The following is a 16,162-nucleotide window of genomic DNA, read 5'->3' as shown; positions in this document are numbered from 1 at the left end:
ATGAGCAAGCCCACTGTCGACCCTACCTCGAATGCCAAGGCCGGACCTGCCGTCCCGGTCAATTTCCTGCGCCCGATCATCCAGGCGGACCTGGATTCGGGCAAGCACACGCAGATCGTCACCCGCTTCCCGCCAGAGCCCAACGGCTACCTGCACATCGGTCACGCCAAGTCGATCTGTGTGAACTTCGGCCTGGCCCAGGAATTCGGTGGCGTCACGCACCTGCGTTTCGACGACACCAACCCGGCCAAGGAAGACCAGGAATACATCGACGCCATCGAAAGCGACATCAAGTGGCTGGGCTTCGAATGGTCCGGTGAAGTGCGCTATGCCTCCAAATACTTCGACCAGCTGTTCGACTGGGCCGTCGAACTGATCAAGGCTGGCAAGGCCTATGTCGACGACCTGAGCCCGGAACAGGCCAAGGAATACCGTGGCACCCTGACCGAGCCGGGCAAGAACAGCCCGTTCCGCGACCGTTCGGTGGAAGAGAACCTGGACTGGTTCGCCCGCATGCGCGCCGGTGAATTTCCGGACGGCGCCCGCGTGCTGCGGGCCAAGATCGACATGGCCTCGCCGAACATGAACCTGCGTGACCCGATCATGTACCGCATCCGCCATGCCCATCACCACCAGACCGGTGACAAGTGGTGCATCTACCCGAACTACGACTTCACCCACGGTCAGTCGGACGCCATCGAAGGCATCACCCACTCCATCTGCACCCTGGAGTTCGAAAGCCATCGTCCGCTGTACGAATGGTTCCTGGACAGCCTGCCAGTGCCGGCGCACCCGCGCCAGTACGAGTTCAGCCGCCTGAACCTGAACTACACCATCACCAGCAAGCGCAAGCTCAAGCAACTGGTGGACGAGAAGCACGTCCACGGTTGGGACGACCCGCGCATGTCCACGCTGTCGGGCTTCCGCCGCCGTGGCTACACACCGGCGTCGATCCGCAACTTCTGCGACATGGTCGGCACCAACCGTTCCGACGGCGTGGTCGACTTCGGCATGCTCGAATTCAGCATCCGCCAGGACCTCGACGCCAACGCTCCGCGCGCCATGTGCGTGCTGCGTCCGTTGAAAGTCGTGATCACCAACTACCCGGAAGACAAGGTCGACAACCTCGAACTGCCGCGTCATCCGCAGAAAGAAGAACTCGGCGTGCGCAAGCTGCCGTTCGCCCGTGAAATCTACATCGACCGCGATGACTTCATGGAAGAGCCGCCAAAGGGCTACAAGCGCCTGGAGCCGAATGGCGAAGTGCGCCTGCGCGGAAGCTACGTGATCCGTGCCGACGAAGCGATCAAGGACGCCGATGGCAACATCGTCGAACTGCGTTGCTCCTACGATCCGGACACCCTGGGCAAGAACCCTGAAGGCCGCAAGGTCAAGGGCGTGATCCACTGGGTGCCAGCCGCCGCCAGCATCGAGTGCGAAGTGCGCCTGTATGATCGCCTGTTCCGCTCGCCGAACCCGGAAAAGGCCGAAGACAGCGCCAGCTTCCTCGACAACATCAACCCTGACTCCCTGCAAGTACTCACTGGTTGTCGTGCCGAACCCTCGTTGGGCGAAGCACAGCCGGAAGACCGTTTCCAGTTCGAGCGCGAAGGTTACTTCTGCGCGGATATCAAGGACTCGAAACCAGGTGCTCCGGTATTCAACCGTACCGTGACCTTGCGTGATTCGTGGGGCCAGTGATTCTCTAAGGAAGCCGTTGTGCTAACGATCTACAACACACTCAGCAAGACCAAAGAAGTCTTCAAGCCGCTGGATGGCAACAAGGTGCGCATGTACGTGTGCGGCATGACCGTGTACGACTATTGCCACATCGGCCACGGCCGCAGCATGGTGGCCTTCGACCTGGTGACCCGCTGGTTGCGTTTCAGCGGCTATGACTTGACGTATGTGCGCAACATTACCGACATCGACGACAAGATCATCAACCGCGCCAACGAAAACGGCGAGTCGTTCGACGCGCTGACCGAGCGCATGATCGCCGCAATGCACGAGGACGAGGCCCGCCTCAACATCCTCAAGCCGGACATGGAACCGCGTGCCACGGACCACATCCCGGGCATGCACGCGATGATCCAGACCCTGATCGACAAGGGTTACGCCTACGCCCCAGGCAATGGTGACGTGTACTACCGCGTCGCCAAGTTCATGGGCTACGGCAAGCTGTCGCGCAAGAAAATCGAAGACCTGCGCATCGGTGCGCGTATCGAAGTCGACGAAGCCAAGCAGGATCCGCTCGACTTCGTGCTGTGGAAAGCCACCAAGCCGGGCGAGCCGAGCTGGGAATCGCCATGGGGCGCGGGGCGTCCGGGCTGGCACATTGAGTGCTCGGTGATGTCCACCTGCTGCCTGGGCGAGACCTTCGACATTCATGGCGGCGGCAGCGACCTTGAGTTCCCGCACCACGAAAACGAAATCGCCCAGAGCGAAGCCGCCACCGGCAAGACCTACGCCAACGCCTGGATGCACTGCGGCATGATCCGCATCAATGGCGAGAAGATGTCCAAGTCCTTGAACAACTTCTTCACCATTCGCGACGTGCTGGAAAAGTACCATCCTGAGGTTGTGCGTTACCTGCTGGTGTCGAGCCACTACCGCAGCGCCATCAACTACTCGGAAGACAACCTCAAGGACGCCAAGGGCGCCCTGGAGCGGTTCTACCACGCGTTGAAAGGCTTGCCGGTTGTCGCCCCAGCTGGCGGTGAAGCGTTCGTTGAGCGCTTCACCCAGGTGATGAACGACGACTTCGGCACCCCGGAAGCCTGCGCCGTGCTGTTCGAAATGGTGCGCGAGATCAACCGTCTGCGTGAGAGCGATCTTGACGCGGCGGCGGGTCTGGCGGCGCGCTTGAAAGAACTGGCCAGCGTGCTTGGGGTTCTGCAAATGAAGCCTGAGGACTTCCTGCAAGCCGGCGCCGAAGGGCGTGTGGATGCTGCTGAGGTTGATGCGTTGATTCAGGCGCGTCTGGCTGCTCGGGCTAACAAAGACTGGGCGGAATCCGACCGCATCCGCGACCAACTGACCGCGATGGGTGTGGTGTTGGAAGACGGGAAGGGTGGGACGACGTGGCGGTTGGCTGATCAGGTTTGATCGGTAAACGCTGAATGAAAAACGCCCCGACTGGTTCGGGGCGTTTTTTTTGGACGCGGGCTTGGCCTCAATGCTTACTACCCACCTCATACCTGCTCTGAACAAACCCATTGTCTGACACGTAGGTTCCGACATGGCGCAGCTCATGCTCACTGCCAATTTGGCTGAACAGTGGAATACCTTGCCCCAGCAAAACCGGGATACGGGTAATGATCAGCTCATTGATCAGACCTGCATCAAGAAACGCCTGAATCGTCTGCCCACCGTCGATATACAGATGCCGCATGCCGCGCTCGGCTAACGTCGCCACCAATGTGGTCACGTCTCCCGCCATGACCTCAACCTTGCCTTCCAGATGCGCCGGGATTTCCAGTTGCTGGTGAGACAGGACAATGACCGGCGTACCCTCATAGGGCCATTCCGGAAAGGACAGCACTTTCTCCAGGGTTTTGCGGCCCATCACCAGCGCGTCCACGGTGGCGATGAAGCTTTCATAGGTCACGCCCTTCAGCTCAGCGGTTTCATACTCCGGCCGGTGCAACCAGTCGATATCACCGTCCGGGCGGGCAATATAGCCGTCGAGGCTGGCCGCGATAAAGACTGAGCATTTCATATCCATGGCGAAAACTCCTTTTTGTGCGCTTGGACGCTAATGATAATTTAATCCTGACCTGCAACAACCGAGCTTCTAAGAAATTGCCCTGATGCCCCTGTCTGTCGTGCGAGGATGTATGCGAAGTTGGTTGATCCGTTACCGTTACGCAATCATGTTCTGGGTGTGCTTCGGCGTTTTCCGTACCTCCCTGGCCGATTGGAATCCGATTCCCTCCGGCTCCATGCGTCCGACCTTGCTGGAGGGTGATGTGGTGCTGGTCAACCGCGTGGCCTATGACCTCAAGGTGCCGCTTACGGACATTTCCCTGGCCCAGCTCGACAAACCCCGGCGCGGCGATGTAGTGACGTTCTCGTCTCCCAAGGATGGCATACGCCTGATCAAGCGCATCGTCGGCATTCCCGGTGACACTTTGGAGATGAAAGACGAGGTGCTGTGGGTCAACGGTGTGCCTGCCACCTACAGTGACGCGCAGGACATCAGCGAGCCCATAGTGCCGGGTCATACGGTACCGGGGATCAAGCTGAACGAGCTGGCGGCCAACCGTCAGCGCACGGTGCAGTTTATGCCGACGGTACGGGCGTTGCGCAGTTTTGGCCCGGTCACTGTGCCGGCTGACAGTTACTTCATGCTGGGGGACAACCGCGATAACAGCGATGACTCCCGGTATATCGGTTTTGTGCCGCGCCGGCTGTTAATCGGACGGGCGCATCATGTGCTGGCTTCAGCGCAGATTCTGGATGATTGGATGCCACGGTTTCGCAGGTTTGGCGCGTCGATTTTGTAATAGAATTTCTGCCAGTTAAAGGACACCCGGATCCACTGACGGAGATTCAAATGGATTGCATTTTCTGCCGCATCGTTCAAAAGACTTCCCCGGCACACATCTTGTGGGAAGACGACCAGCATATGGCGTTTCTCTCGATCTTCCCTAACACCCCCGGTTTCAGCGTGGTGATCCCCAAGCAGCATTACGGCAGCTATGCGTTTGCGCAGTCGGATGAGGTGTTGGCCGGGCTGGTTGTGGCGGCGAAGAAGACTGCGCTGCAGATTGACCGTGCGTTTCCCGATGTGGCGCGCACGGGGATGATGCTGGAGGGGTATGGGGTGGATCATTTGCATGCGAAGTTGTTTCCCATGCATGGGACGGGGGCGGACAGTGCCTTCAAGCCGTTGAGCTCGAAGGTGGATAAGTTCTTCGAGGCGTATGAAGGCTATATTTCGTCCCATGATCATGGGCGGGCGGATGATGCTGAGTTGGCAGAGCTGGCGGTTAGAATCCGATCCTTCGCCTAGCGCAAAACCAATGTGGGAGCTGGCTTGCCTGCGATGAGGGAGCGTCAGTCACCGAAGATGTTGACTGAGCCACCGCAATCGCAGGCAAGCCAGCTCCCACATTTTTACGCTGCCCACTTGAGAAATCAGCGGCGGCTGCTGACCTCGGCAGGCACATCGTCACCGGCCATGCGCTTACGGAACAACGCCGTACGCGCCAGCAGCAACGTGGTCACCGGCACAGTGATCGACAACAAGATCGGAATCAACCACCCGTGCAACACCGGCCCGGACTTGAGCACCGAAAAGTAGATGATCGACGCCAGCGCCACACACCATGCCCCCAACGTCGAAGCCAATGCCGGCGGGTGCATGCGCTGGAAGAAGTCCTTCATCCTTAGCAAGCCAATCGCGCCAATCAATGCAAACACACTGCTCAACACCAGCAGCACGGCCACGACGACTTCCATCCATAACGGCATCATTCAATCACCTCCCCACGCAGCAGGAATTTGGCCAGGGCAAACGAGCCCACGAAGCCGAACAGCGCAATCAGCAGCGCCGCTTCAAAGTAGGTGTCACTGGCGTAGCGAATGCCCAGCACCAGCATCATCAGCATCGCCAGGATGTACAGGTAGTCCAGCGCCAGTACCCGGTCCTGGGCCGACGGGCCTTTGAACAGGCGGACCAGGGTCAGCACCATCGCCAGCGAGAACAGGAACAGGCTGAACAGGATCGCATTGGAGAGCAGGGCGCTCATTCGAAGATCTCCATCAGGGGCCGTTCGTAGGCGGTCTTGAAATGCTCGATAAACGGCGCTTCATCCTCAAGATCAAACACGTGCAAGAGCAGGACGCTGCGGTCCAGCGCCAGTTCCGACCAGATGGTGCCAGGCACCACGGTCGTAATCATCGACAGCGCAGCCAGGCCGTTCGGATCGCGCAGGTCCAAGGGGATTTTGATGAAGCGTGAGCGTGGCGGGCGGGAGCCGCAGGTCAATACGCCCCAGGCCACTTGCAGGTTGGAGACGATCACATCGCGGCCTACCAGGAAGAACAGGCGAATAATCACGCCAGGACGACGGATGCGGATGGGCAGGGGCCGCAGCGGCGCCATCATCAGTGGCGCCAGAAAGCCCAGCAGCGCACCCAGCAGCAGGTTGCCGGGGCTCACGGACAGGTTGAGCACCAGCCACAACAGCCACAACGCCAGCGACAACCACGGGGCAGGGAACAGGCGTTTCATGGCTGCACCTCCAGCGCGGCGGCTTTGGCTTCAGGGCTCGGCACCGGGCGCGTGGCCATCACCGCCATCACGTAGTGTTCCGGGTTGTTCAGGCTGACGGCCGTGTCCTGGGTGTAACGCATCAGTGGCTCGGCCTTGAAGGTCAGCAGAATGCTCAAGCCCAGCAGGAAGAAGATCGGCAGGCACTCGTAGCGACGCAGCAGCGGCGAAGGGCGCTCTTCCGGGGTCCAGAAGCGCTGGATGCCGAGGCGGGCGAAGGCGATCAACGAGGCCAGGCCCGAGAGGATCAACAACGCCACCAAGCCCCAGGCCGCCGGGCGGATCGGCGCGTCAACACTGACGCCCAGGCCCAGCGGATTGACCAGTGCACTCAACAGGCTGAGCTTGCCGATAAACCCGGAAAGCGGCGGCATGCCGATGATCAGCAGGGCGCAGGCGATAAAGCTCAGTCCCAGGAAGGCCATGGTCCAGGGAATCACCTGGCCGACCACGGCCTGCTGTTCATCATCGAGGTTGACGCCGGGACGTGGGTGCAAGGACTCCATGGCTTTAGGCAGCGCATCGATCTCTTCGTCCAGCGGCAGGTCATTGGCCGAGCGCGAACGCTCGATCAGTTCGGCCAGCAGGAACAGCGCACTCAACGCCAGCGTCGAGCTGACCAGATAGAACAGCGCCCCCGCCGTCAGGCTTGGCTGGGCGAAACCGACGGCTGACAACAGGATCCCCGCCGACACCAGAATGCTCAAGCTGGCCATGCGCTCCAATCGCTGCGCCGCCACCATCGCCAACCCGGCGCAGATGATGGTCGCCATGCCGCCATACACCAGCCAGTCCCCGCCAAACAGCGCCGACGCGCCGGCCTGGCCGGAGAACAGTAGAGTCCACAGGCGCAGCACCGTGTACACGCCGACCTTGGTCATGATCGCAAACATCGCCGCCACCGGCGCACTCGCCGAAGAATAGGCGGGCGCCAGCCAGAAGTTCAGTGGCCACATGCCGGCTTTGGCCAGGAACGCCGTCGCCAGGATCGCCGCACCGGCGTGCAACAGGCCACGATCCGCCTCCGGCACCAGCGGGATCTTCAACGCCAGGTCAGCGAAGTTCAGCGTGCCAGTCACCCCGTAGATCATCGCCGCGCCAATCAAAAACAACGACGACGCCAACAGGTTGATCGCAATGTAATGCAGCCCTGCCGACACCCGCGCTCGTCCCGAGCCGTGCAGCATCAAGCCATAGGACGCCGCCAGCAGCACCTCGAAGAACACGAACAGGTTGAACAGGTCGGCGGTGAGGAACGCGCCGTACAACCCCATCATCTGCACCTGGAACAGCGCGTGGAAACTAGTGCCCGCCCGGTCCCAGCGGGCCATGGCGAACAGCAGCGCGCTCACGCCGATGATGCCGGTGAGCACCAGCATCAGCGCCGACAACTGATCCACCACCAGCACAATGCCAAACGGCACTTGCCAGTTGCCCGGCAGGTACACGCCGATCGAACCGGGGCCGCCTTTTTGCGTCCAGTACAGCAGCAAAACAGCAATGCCCAGGCCGATCATGCTGGAGAACAGGTTGATGCGCGCCTTGAGCGGGCGGTGCTTCTCGCCGAGCATCAGCATCAATGCGGCCGTCAGCAACGGCAGCAGGATCGGCGCGACGATCATTTGATTCATCCACGTCATTCCTTGGGCTCCCGGCCGTCCACATGGTCCGTACCGGTCAGACCGCGGGAGGCCAGCAGCACTACCAGGAACAAGGCGGTCATGGCGAAGCTGATCACGATGGCCGTCAGCACCAGCGCCTGGGGCAGGGGATCGGTGTAGTTGAGCAGGTCTTGCGGCACGCCGTCCTTGATGATCGGCTCCTTGCCGATAAACAGGCTGCCCATGCTGAAAATGAACAGATTGACCCCGTACGACAACAGGCACAGGCCCATCACCACCTGGAACGTTCGTGGTCGCAGGATCAACCAGACGCCGGAGGCCGCCAGGACCCCAATGGCAATTGCGATGACTTCTTCCATCAGGCGGCTCCTTCCGTTGCGGCAACCACTTTGGCCTGGTTGCTCGGTTTATGGGCCCGCACGGACTGGTGACCGAGGGCAGTGAGCATCAGCAGCGTCGAGCCGACGACCATGGCGTACACGCCGACGTCGAAGAACAGGGCGCTGGCGATATGGATGTCGCCGAGCAGCGGCAGGCTGAAATGCCAGGTGTGGGTAGTGAGGAATGGATACCCGGCAAACAATGCACCGAGGCCGGTCAGCGTCGCCGAGAACAGGCCGAAGCCCATCCAGCGCATCGGCCGCAGGCTCATCTGCGCCTCGACCCACTGCGTGCCGGCGACCATGTATTGCAGGATAAACGCCACCGACATCACCAGGCCGGCGACAAAGCCGCCGCCCGGTTGGTTGTGGCCGCGCATGAACAGGTAGAACGACACCACCAGCGCAATCGGCAGCAGCAGGCGCACCAGCACCGCCGGTACCATCATGAAACCCAGGGCGGTGTCGCTGGCCTGGCGTGGGTTGACCAGGTCGGTGGCCACGTCCGGCGCCAACTGGCGCTGTTGCGCGGGGAGTTGCATGCTTTCCTTGGACGGACGGAAGCGCCGCAACAGGGCGTACACCGTCAGCGCCACGGCGCCGAGCACGGTGATTTCACCCAGGGTATCGAAGCCCCGGAAGTCCACCAGCATCACGTTAACCACATTGCTGCCGCCACCTTCGGGCAGGGCGCGGCTTAAGTAGAACGAGGAAATATCGTTGGGCGTCTGGCGCGTCAGCATTGCGTAGGACAGCAGCGCCATGCCGCCACCCACTACGGTCGACAGCAAGAAGTCGCGCAGACGGCGAATCCGCGCCTTGCGCAATGAACTCGGCAGTGGCGACACTTCCTCGATCCGCCGTGGCAGCCAGCGCAGGCCCAGCAGGATCAGCACCGTGGTCACCACTTCGACCACCAGTTGGGTCAGCGCCAGGTCTGGCGCCGAGAACCATACAAAGGTCACGCAGGTCATCAGGCCGCACACGCTGACCATGGTCAGGGCCGCCAGCCGGTGGTACTTGGCTTGCCAGGCGGCGCCCAGGGCGCAGGCAATCGCCAGCAGCCACAGGGTGACGAACACGATGGAGCCCGGGATCTTCGGCCGGTCGCCCCAACTGAGGCTGCTGTGCAGCATCGGGATCAAACCGGCGATGACCGCCGCCAGCACCAGCAGGAACAGCTGGGTTTGCAGGCGTTTGGTGCTGATGAGCTTCTCGATCTTGCGTGTGCCACGCATCAACACCACCAGGCAGCGCTCGAAGCCGCGCTTGCCATTGAAGTAGCTGATCACGGGCGGGTACTTGAAGCGCCCGCGCTTGAGTTGCTTACGCAGCAACAGATAGAGCACCACGCCGGCAGACATGGCCACCAGGCTCATGATCATCGGTGCGTTCCAACCATGCCAAATGGCCAGGCTGTACTCCGGCAGCACGCCACCGACAACAGGCAACGCGGCAGCGGCGAGGATCGAACCTACCACCTGGGCCGGGAAAATCCCCACCAGCAGGCAGGTGAACACCAGCAGCTCGACCGGCGCACGCATCCAGCGCGGCGGTTCGTGGGGCGTGTGTGGCAGGTTGGTGGCGGTGGGGCCGAAGAACACATCAATGGTGAAGCGCAGTGCATAGACCACGCTGAACGTGCCGGCGACCGTCGCGATCACCGGCAGGGCAAATTCCACCCAGGCAGTGGAGGAGATGAACACGGTTTCGGCGAAGAACATTTCCTTGGACAGGAAGCCGTTGAGCAACGGCACGCCAGCCATGGATGCACTGGCAACCATCGCCAGGGTTGCGGTAAACGGGATCAAGCGGATCAGGCCACTGAGCTTGCGAATGTCACGGGTGCCACTTTCGTGGTCAATGATGCCTGCGGCCATGAACAGCGAGGCCTTGAAGGTGGCGTGGTTGAGGATGTGGAACACGGCCGCGACGGCGGCCAGTGGGCTGTTGAGGCCCAGCAATAAGGTGATCAAGCCGAGGTGGCTGATGGTGGAATAGGCCAGCAGGCCCTTGAGGTCGTTCTGAAAGATCGCGCAGTAAGCGCCGAGAAGCAGGGTAATCGCGCCGGCACCGCCGACGATATAGAACCATTCTTCGCTGCCGGACAGCGACGGCCACAGGCGGGCCAGCAGGAACACGCCGGCCTTCACCATCGTTGCCGAATGAAGGTACGCCGACACCGGCGTGGGCGCTGCCATTGCGTGAGGCAGCCAGAAGTGGAACGGGAACTGCGCGCTTTTGCTCAAGGCGCCGATCAGCACCAGGGCCAGCATGACCGGGTATAGCGCATGCGCGCGAATCTGATCGCCCGCCGCCAGCACCTGGTCGAGGTCATAGCTGCCGACGATATGCCCCAGCAACATCACGCCCGCCAGCAGGCACAAGCCGCCCGCACCGGTCACCATCAGCGCCATATAGGCACCACGCCGTGCATCGGCGCGGTGGTGCCAATAACCGATCAGCAGGAACGAGAACAGGCTGGTCAGTTCCCAGAAGAACACGATCTGGACCAGGTTGCCGGAGATCACCAGCCCGAGCATGGCGCCCATGAACGCCAGGAAAAACGCAAAGAAGCGCGGCACCGGGTCGTCCGGCGACATGTAATAGCGCGCATACAACGACACCAGCGTGCCGATGCCCAGCACCAGCATCGAGAACAGCCAGGCAAACCCATCCATGCGCAACACGAAGTTCAGCCCGAGGCTGGGCAACCACATGAATTCTTCGCGGATCACGCCACCGTGGGCGATCTGGGGGTAGAGCAGGGCGACTTGAATGGTGCCGACCAGGGCCACAAGGCCGGCCAGCAGGGATTCGGTGTTACGTGCATTGTGCGGCAGCAAGGCCGCCAGACAGCTGCCAGCGAACGGCAGAAGCAGTAGAACTATCAGGGACATAGGCTTCTAATCTGCGGGAGTTTGGGATGCATCATACGTGCCGCTTTCTCGATCACCAAACGGCAAGATGTGGCAGGATCCTACAAGCTAAGCTGAAAACCCTTGTAGGAGCGAGCTTGCTCGCGAAAATCGTCAACGGTAACGCGGGCCTCCTGGATTCACACAGTGTTCTCAGGTTCTTCGCGAGCAAGCTCGCTCCTACCTGTGGATGCGGCTGCCTTCTGGGCCTTGGTCTTCATCTCACTGACAATCACCGCCGCCACAATCAACGCTGCGCCCAGCATCGCAATCGGAGGGAAGCGTTCCCCGGCGATCCGTCCCACCACGCCTGCCCACACCGGCTCACCGGCATAAATCAACGTGGCTCGGGTAGGCGAGACACTCTGCTGCGCCCAGTTCATTGCCACTTGTATGACCGCACTGGTCAAACCCAGGCCGACTGCACTGAACAGCAGCAACCACGAAAATCCCGGCAACGCCTCGCCCATCGGCACCACCATCAGGAACGACAGCAACGAGGCCGTGGCCAGTTGCACCACGGTCACCCGGCGCACATCCACCTGGCCGGCAAATGCGCTGATCAGGATGATCTCCGCTGCAATCGCGACGGCACCGATCAAGGTGGCGATTTCGCCGGGGCTGAAATTCAGCGAAGCGCCCGCCGGCCCGGTCAGCAGCATCAAGCCGGTAAACGCCAGCATGATGCCAATGCTCGGCATCAAGCCTGGACGGCGTCCCAGCACCAGCCATTGCAGCAACGGCACGAACGGCACATATAACGCCGTGATAAACGCCGACTGGCTGCTCAGGATCGTCTGCAAGCCAATGGTTTGCAGGCCGTAGCCAAACATGATCGCCACGCCGATAAATACCCCGGCCTTCAATTCGAACAGCGTCAGGTCACGCAACGTGCGCAAGGAAAAGAAGCCAACCACAATCGCCGCCGCCGCAAATCGCAGGCCCACGAAAAACATCGGCCCGCTGACGGTCATCGCGTGTTGCACCAGCAAAAAGGTGCCGCCCCAGATCATGGTGATCACCACCAGGATGCATTCGGCTTTGCTGAAACGGTTGAAACGAGGGGAGACGTTCGCGGTGGTCATGGCGGCTCGGTCTTGCAAGGGAAAGGCACGGACCGCACAATGCGCCGCACGCTGGGCAGTATACTGCGCACACCCACCCATTGAGCAATATAGTGCACAAAGAAAATCCACAACGGGCCTCGGTCCTGCAGCACGTCAGCCAGAACGTTCGTCGCCTGCGCCATGCTGCCGACTTGAGCCAGACGGCGCTCTCGGAAAAATCCGGGGTCAGCCGGCGCATGCTGGTGGCCATCGAGGCGGGGGAAAAGAACGTCAGCCTGTCCACCCTCGACCGTGTGGCCGAAGCGTTGGACGTGGCCTTCAGCGACCTGATCCAGGCGCCGGATGCCCCCGACCACAGCCGCATCAATGAGCTGGCCTGGGCCGGTGAAATCCCCGGCAGCAAGGCGGTGTTGCTGGCCAAAGCCACGGCGCGGCGTGAGGTCGAATTGTGGGAGATGCAACTGGAGCCGGGCGATCGCTACAGCCCCGATCCCGATCCGGAAGGCTGGAGCGTGCAACTGTTTGTGTTCGAAGGTTGCCTCACCCTGCTGGTGGGCGAGGAAGAAAAGCACGTCGCCGCAGGCGAGTTTTATATGTTCGCCAGCCGACACGTGCATGGCTATCGCAATGACGGCGATGTGTCTGTGCGGTTTGTGCGCAATGTGGTGATCTAACTGTTCGCCCGGCAACAGTGGATGGACACTTTGCTGGTTTGAAACGCGCCCTGTTGCGATGAATAACCGGCAACCCAATGATTTTATTGGCGATTAAATTCAGGCACGACTCCTGCAATCACTCCAGTATCCCCTCGGAGCCTGGAGTCGGCCCATGTCAGCCCACCCTCAACACCCTGCCCATATCATCCGCTCGGACGCGGAAGCCATCGAGGTCGCCACGCGCCTGGCTGCACGGTTTGCCGTCGACGCCAGCGCGCGCGACCGTGAGCGTCGCCTGCCGGTGGCCGAACTCGACGAGTTCTCGGCCAGCGGCTTGTGGGGCATCACCATTCCCAAGGCTTATGGCGGTGCCGAGGTGTCGTATGTGACAGTGGCCGAGGTGATCAAACTGATCTCCGCCGCCGACCCGTCACTGGGGCAGATCCCACAGAACCATCTGGGCGTGGTGGACATCCTGCTGCAAACGGCCACGGAGGCACAAAAGCAGTACTACTTCGGCAAAGTCCTGCAAGGCTATCGCTTCGGCAATGCCTTCTCCGAAGCCAAGAGCAAGAACGCCGGCACCTTCGACACGCAGATCCGCTTCCACGGCGACAGCGCGCAAATCAACGGCGAGAAGTTCTACTGCACCGGCGCATTGTTCGCCCATATCGTGCCCACCGTCGGCAATAACGAAAAAGACCAGGCGTTCATCGCCTTCATCGAACGCGATGCTCAGGGCCTGAGTGTGATCGACAGCTGGGACGGCTTCGGCCAGCGCACCACCGCCAGCGGCGGCGTGACCCTTGACGGCGTAACCGTGCCCCTCAGCGCGGTGATCCCCGCTCACCAGGCCTTCGATCAACCCACCGCCAACGGCCCGATTTCACAGATCATCCAGGCAGCCGTCGACACCGGCATCGCCCTGGGCGCCCTTGAACAGGCCAAGATCTACGCACGCCAGGCGCGGCCGTGGATCGACAGCCAGCAGGATCACGGCTGGCAGGACCCGTTCACCATCGCCGCCATCGGCGACCTGGAATGGCGCGTGCACGGCACCGAAGCCATCCTCGCCAAGGCCGGCCTGGCGGTGGACCGTGCGCTCGCCGAGCCAAGTGAAGACAGCGTGGCCCAGGCCTCCTTGGTGGTTGCCCAGGCCAAAGTGCTGTCGGCCGAAACCGCCTTGCTCGCCAGCAGCAAGCTCTTCGAACTGGCCGGCACCCGCTCGGTCACCGGCAAACACAACCTTGACCGCTTCTGGCGCAACGCGCGCACCCACACCCTGCACGATCCGGCCCGCTGGAAATACCACCTGATCGGTAATTTCGTGCTCAACGGCGTGAAGCCCGCGCGCCACGCCTGGAACTGAGGATTAACCATGACCGCACTGAGCCTTGCGCGCCAACTGTTGGACAGCACCCGCCGCCATGTCGAGACAAGCGATGACCCCTATGTGATCAGCCGCTTCGGCGATCTGCAGATCCGCGTCGACGTGGCCGCCGCCTTGCTGGAACGCGCTGAAACCCACCCAAGCCCGGTGGCCGCCACCGAAGCGCAGATCGCCGCCGCCGAAGCCTTGATTGCCGCGAGCAATGCCGAATTCGAACTGACCGGCCAACGCACCGCACTGCCGTCGACCCTTGACGACCCGCTGCGCTGGAAATACCAGATTGTCGGCAACTACCACCTCAACGGAGTGCTTTGATGTCCCGTGAAATCCGCTTGAATGCCTTCGACATGAACTGTGTCGGCCACCAATCGCCCGGCCTGTGGGCGCACCCGCGTGATCGTTCGTGGCAGTACAAGGACCTGGAATACTGGACTGACCTCGCCAAGATCCTTGAGCGCGGCAAGTTCGACGGCCTGTTCATCGCCGACGTGCTGGGCATTTATGACGTGTACAACGGCAACGGCGACGCGGCGATTCGCCAGGCGGCGCAGGTGCCAGTTAACGATCCGCTGTCGCTGATCGCGCCGATGGCCTTGGTCACCGAACACCTTGGTTTCGGCCTGACGGCTTCGTTGTCGTTCGAACATCCGTATCCGTTCGCTCGTCGCCTCTCGACCCTGGACCACCTGACCAAGGGCCGCATTGGCTGGAATATCGTCACGTCCTATCTGGAGAGTGGCGCCAAGAACCTCGGCCAAAAAGCCCAGACCGAACACGATGCGCGCTACGACTACGCCGAGGAATACCTGGAGGTTTGCTACAAACTCTGGGAAGGCAGCTGGGAGGAGGGCGCGGTGCTGCGTGACCGCGAGCGCCGGATTTTCAGCGACCCGAGCAAGATCCACGAGATCCGCCATGTCGGCAAACACTTCCAGGTGCCCGGTATTCACCTGTGTGAACCCTCGCCGCAACGTACGCCGGTGCTTTACCAGGCCGGCGCGTCCAGCCGAGGCAAACAGTTCGCCGCCGAGCAGGCCGAGTGTGTGTTCGTCGCCGCACCGTCCAAGGTGCTGCTGAAAAAAACGGTTGCTGACATCCGCCGGCGTGCCGCCGAGGCAGGGCGCGACCCGAAGAAAATCCTGATCTTCAACCTGCAGACCGTGATCGTCGGTGAGACCGACGCCAAGGCCAAGGCCAAGTTCGACGAGTACAAATCCTACGTCAGCTATGAGGGTGCTATGGCGTTGATCTCCGGCTGGACCGGCATCGACTTCAGCCAATTCAAACCCGACGAACCCCTCAAGCATGTGCACACCAACGCCATTCAATCGGCGGTGGAAGCCTTCTCTACGGCCGACCCGAACAAGGTCTGGACGCCCAACGAGCTGGCCGATTGGGTCGGCATCGGCGGCTTTGGCCCGCTGTTTGTAGGCGGCCCGGAAACCGTGGCGGACCTGTTGCAAGAGTGGGTCGAGGAAACCGACGTAGACGGCTTCAACCTGGCCTATGCGCTGACCCACGAAACCTTCATCGACGCCGTGGACCTGCTGGTGCCGGAGTTGCAGAAACGCGGGGTGTACAAGACCGAATACGCCCAGGGCACGCTGCGTGAGAAGTTGTTTGGTGACGGTGCACGGTTGGGCGCCAATCACCCCGGCGCCGGTTACCGCGACCTCAAGGCCACCAGCCTCTAACTGAAACGCCTCGGTCAATGTGGGAGCTGGCTTGCCTGCGATAGCGGTAGGTCAGTTGGCTGATAAGTGACTGATACACCGTCATCGCAGGCAAGCCAGCTCCCACATTTGATCTTCATTGTTTGATCCACCTTGGCCAGCGGACCACCGCACGC

16 protein-coding genes are annotated in these 16,162 nt (G+C 61.3%); 8 read left to right on the top strand and 8 right to left on the bottom strand.

From position 1 onward, the window contains the following. A complete protein-coding gene (locus tag HX793_RS00825; RefSeq protein WP_177002828.1) occupies positions 1 to 1,701 on the top strand; it encodes a glutamine--tRNA ligase/YqeY domain fusion protein in 1,701 nt (566 codons plus the stop codon). An 18-nt stretch (positions 1,702 to 1,719) separates the two neighbouring features. Then, entirely contained in the window at positions 1,720 to 3,108 is a 1,389-nt protein-coding gene (gene cysS, locus HX793_RS00820) for a cysteine--tRNA ligase (RefSeq protein WP_016977440.1), read from the top strand. Between the two features lie 67 nt (positions 3,109 to 3,175). Here the strand turns inward: cysS and HX793_RS00815 are convergent, their stop codons facing one another. Next, complete coding sequence (locus HX793_RS00815; RefSeq protein ID WP_177050687.1) at positions 3,176 to 3,727, bottom strand: dihydrofolate reductase family protein; 552 nt, start codon at positions 3,725 to 3,727, stop codon at positions 3,176 to 3,178. Positions 3,728 to 3,839: 112 nt separating this feature from the next. Here HX793_RS00815 and lepB point away from each other — a divergent pair, with 112 nt between their 5' ends. Together lepB and HX793_RS00805 are read left to right on the top strand one after the other, a co-directional pair. Further along, positions 3,840 to 4,508: a signal peptidase I gene (gene lepB, locus HX793_RS00810; RefSeq protein ID WP_177050685.1), complete on the top strand. Its 669-nt coding sequence runs from the start codon at positions 3,840 to 3,842 to the stop codon at positions 4,506 to 4,508. 50 nt (positions 4,509 to 4,558) lie between these two features. Beyond that, positions 4,559 to 5,017 carry an HIT family protein gene (locus tag HX793_RS00805; RefSeq protein WP_177050683.1) on the top strand — a complete coding sequence of 153 codons (459 nt, stop codon included), beginning with the start codon at positions 4,559 to 4,561 and terminating at the stop codon, positions 5,015 to 5,017. Between the two features lie 125 nt (positions 5,018 to 5,142). On the opposite strand, the gene HX793_RS00800 is transcribed toward HX793_RS00805, so the two are convergent. From HX793_RS00800 to HX793_RS00770, 7 genes are all read right to left on the bottom strand, one after another. After that, entirely contained in the window at positions 5,143 to 5,481 is a 339-nt protein-coding gene (locus HX793_RS00800; protein WP_016977444.1) for a Na+/H+ antiporter subunit G, read from the bottom strand. After that, positions 5,478 to 5,756, bottom strand: a complete 279-nt coding sequence (locus HX793_RS00795) for a K+/H+ antiporter subunit F (RefSeq protein WP_003211751.1) — start codon at positions 5,754 to 5,756, stop codon at positions 5,478 to 5,480. The genes HX793_RS00800 and HX793_RS00795 overlap by 4 nt, the downstream gene beginning before the upstream one ends. Continuing rightward, a complete protein-coding gene (locus tag HX793_RS00790) occupies positions 5,753 to 6,241 on the bottom strand; it encodes a Na+/H+ antiporter subunit E (RefSeq protein ID WP_016977445.1) in 489 nt (162 codons plus the stop codon). Before HX793_RS00790 ends, HX793_RS00795 begins: the two co-directional genes overlap by 4 nt. Continuing rightward, the gene (locus HX793_RS00785; RefSeq protein WP_177095432.1) at positions 6,238 to 7,920 is read right to left on the bottom strand and encodes a monovalent cation/H+ antiporter subunit D; all 1,683 of its coding nucleotides are present in this window, start codon (positions 7,918 to 7,920) and stop codon (positions 6,238 to 6,240) included. The genes HX793_RS00790 and HX793_RS00785 overlap by 4 nt, the downstream gene beginning before the upstream one ends. Further along, entirely contained in the window at positions 7,917 to 8,261 is a 345-nt protein-coding gene (locus tag HX793_RS00780) for a Na+/H+ antiporter subunit C (protein ID WP_003192163.1), read from the bottom strand. The genes HX793_RS00785 and HX793_RS00780 overlap by 4 nt, the downstream gene beginning before the upstream one ends. After that, positions 8,261 to 11,182 carry a monovalent cation/H+ antiporter subunit A gene (locus HX793_RS00775; protein WP_177050679.1) on the bottom strand — a complete coding sequence of 974 codons (2,922 nt, stop codon included), beginning with the start codon at positions 11,180 to 11,182 and terminating at the stop codon, positions 8,261 to 8,263. The genes HX793_RS00780 and HX793_RS00775 overlap by 1 nt, the downstream gene beginning before the upstream one ends. Positions 11,183 to 11,340: 158 nt before the next feature. Continuing rightward, positions 11,341 to 12,285, bottom strand: coding sequence for a DMT family transporter (locus tag HX793_RS00770; RefSeq protein ID WP_177050677.1), 945 nt, complete (start codon positions 12,283 to 12,285; stop codon positions 11,341 to 11,343). 92 nt (positions 12,286 to 12,377) lie between these two features. Between HX793_RS00770 and HX793_RS00765 the strand changes: the two genes are divergently transcribed. From HX793_RS00765 to HX793_RS00750, 4 genes are all read left to right on the top strand, one after another. Continuing rightward, entirely contained in the window at positions 12,378 to 12,941 is a 564-nt protein-coding gene (locus HX793_RS00765) for a helix-turn-helix domain-containing protein (protein ID WP_124528991.1), read from the top strand. Between the two features lie 154 nt (positions 12,942 to 13,095). After that, entirely contained in the window at positions 13,096 to 14,292 is a 1,197-nt protein-coding gene (locus HX793_RS00760) for an SfnB family sulfur acquisition oxidoreductase (RefSeq protein ID WP_177050675.1), read from the top strand. Between the two features lie 9 nt (positions 14,293 to 14,301). Further along, on the top strand, positions 14,302 to 14,628 hold the full coding sequence (locus tag HX793_RS00755; protein ID WP_177002838.1) for an acyl-CoA dehydrogenase: 327 nt from the start codon (positions 14,302 to 14,304) through the stop codon (positions 14,626 to 14,628). After that, positions 14,628 to 16,007: an LLM class flavin-dependent oxidoreductase gene (locus HX793_RS00750; RefSeq protein WP_177050673.1), complete on the top strand. Its 1,380-nt coding sequence runs from the start codon at positions 14,628 to 14,630 to the stop codon at positions 16,005 to 16,007. Before HX793_RS00755 ends, HX793_RS00750 begins: the two co-directional genes overlap by 1 nt. Positions 16,008 to 16,162: the final 155 nt, after the last annotated feature.

This window comes from Pseudomonas reactans (assembly GCF_013387025.1).
Taxonomy (GTDB): domain Bacteria; phylum Pseudomonadota; class Gammaproteobacteria; order Pseudomonadales; family Pseudomonadaceae; genus Aquipseudomonas; species Aquipseudomonas reactans.
This window is presented reverse-complemented; position numbering and strand designations above follow the sequence as displayed.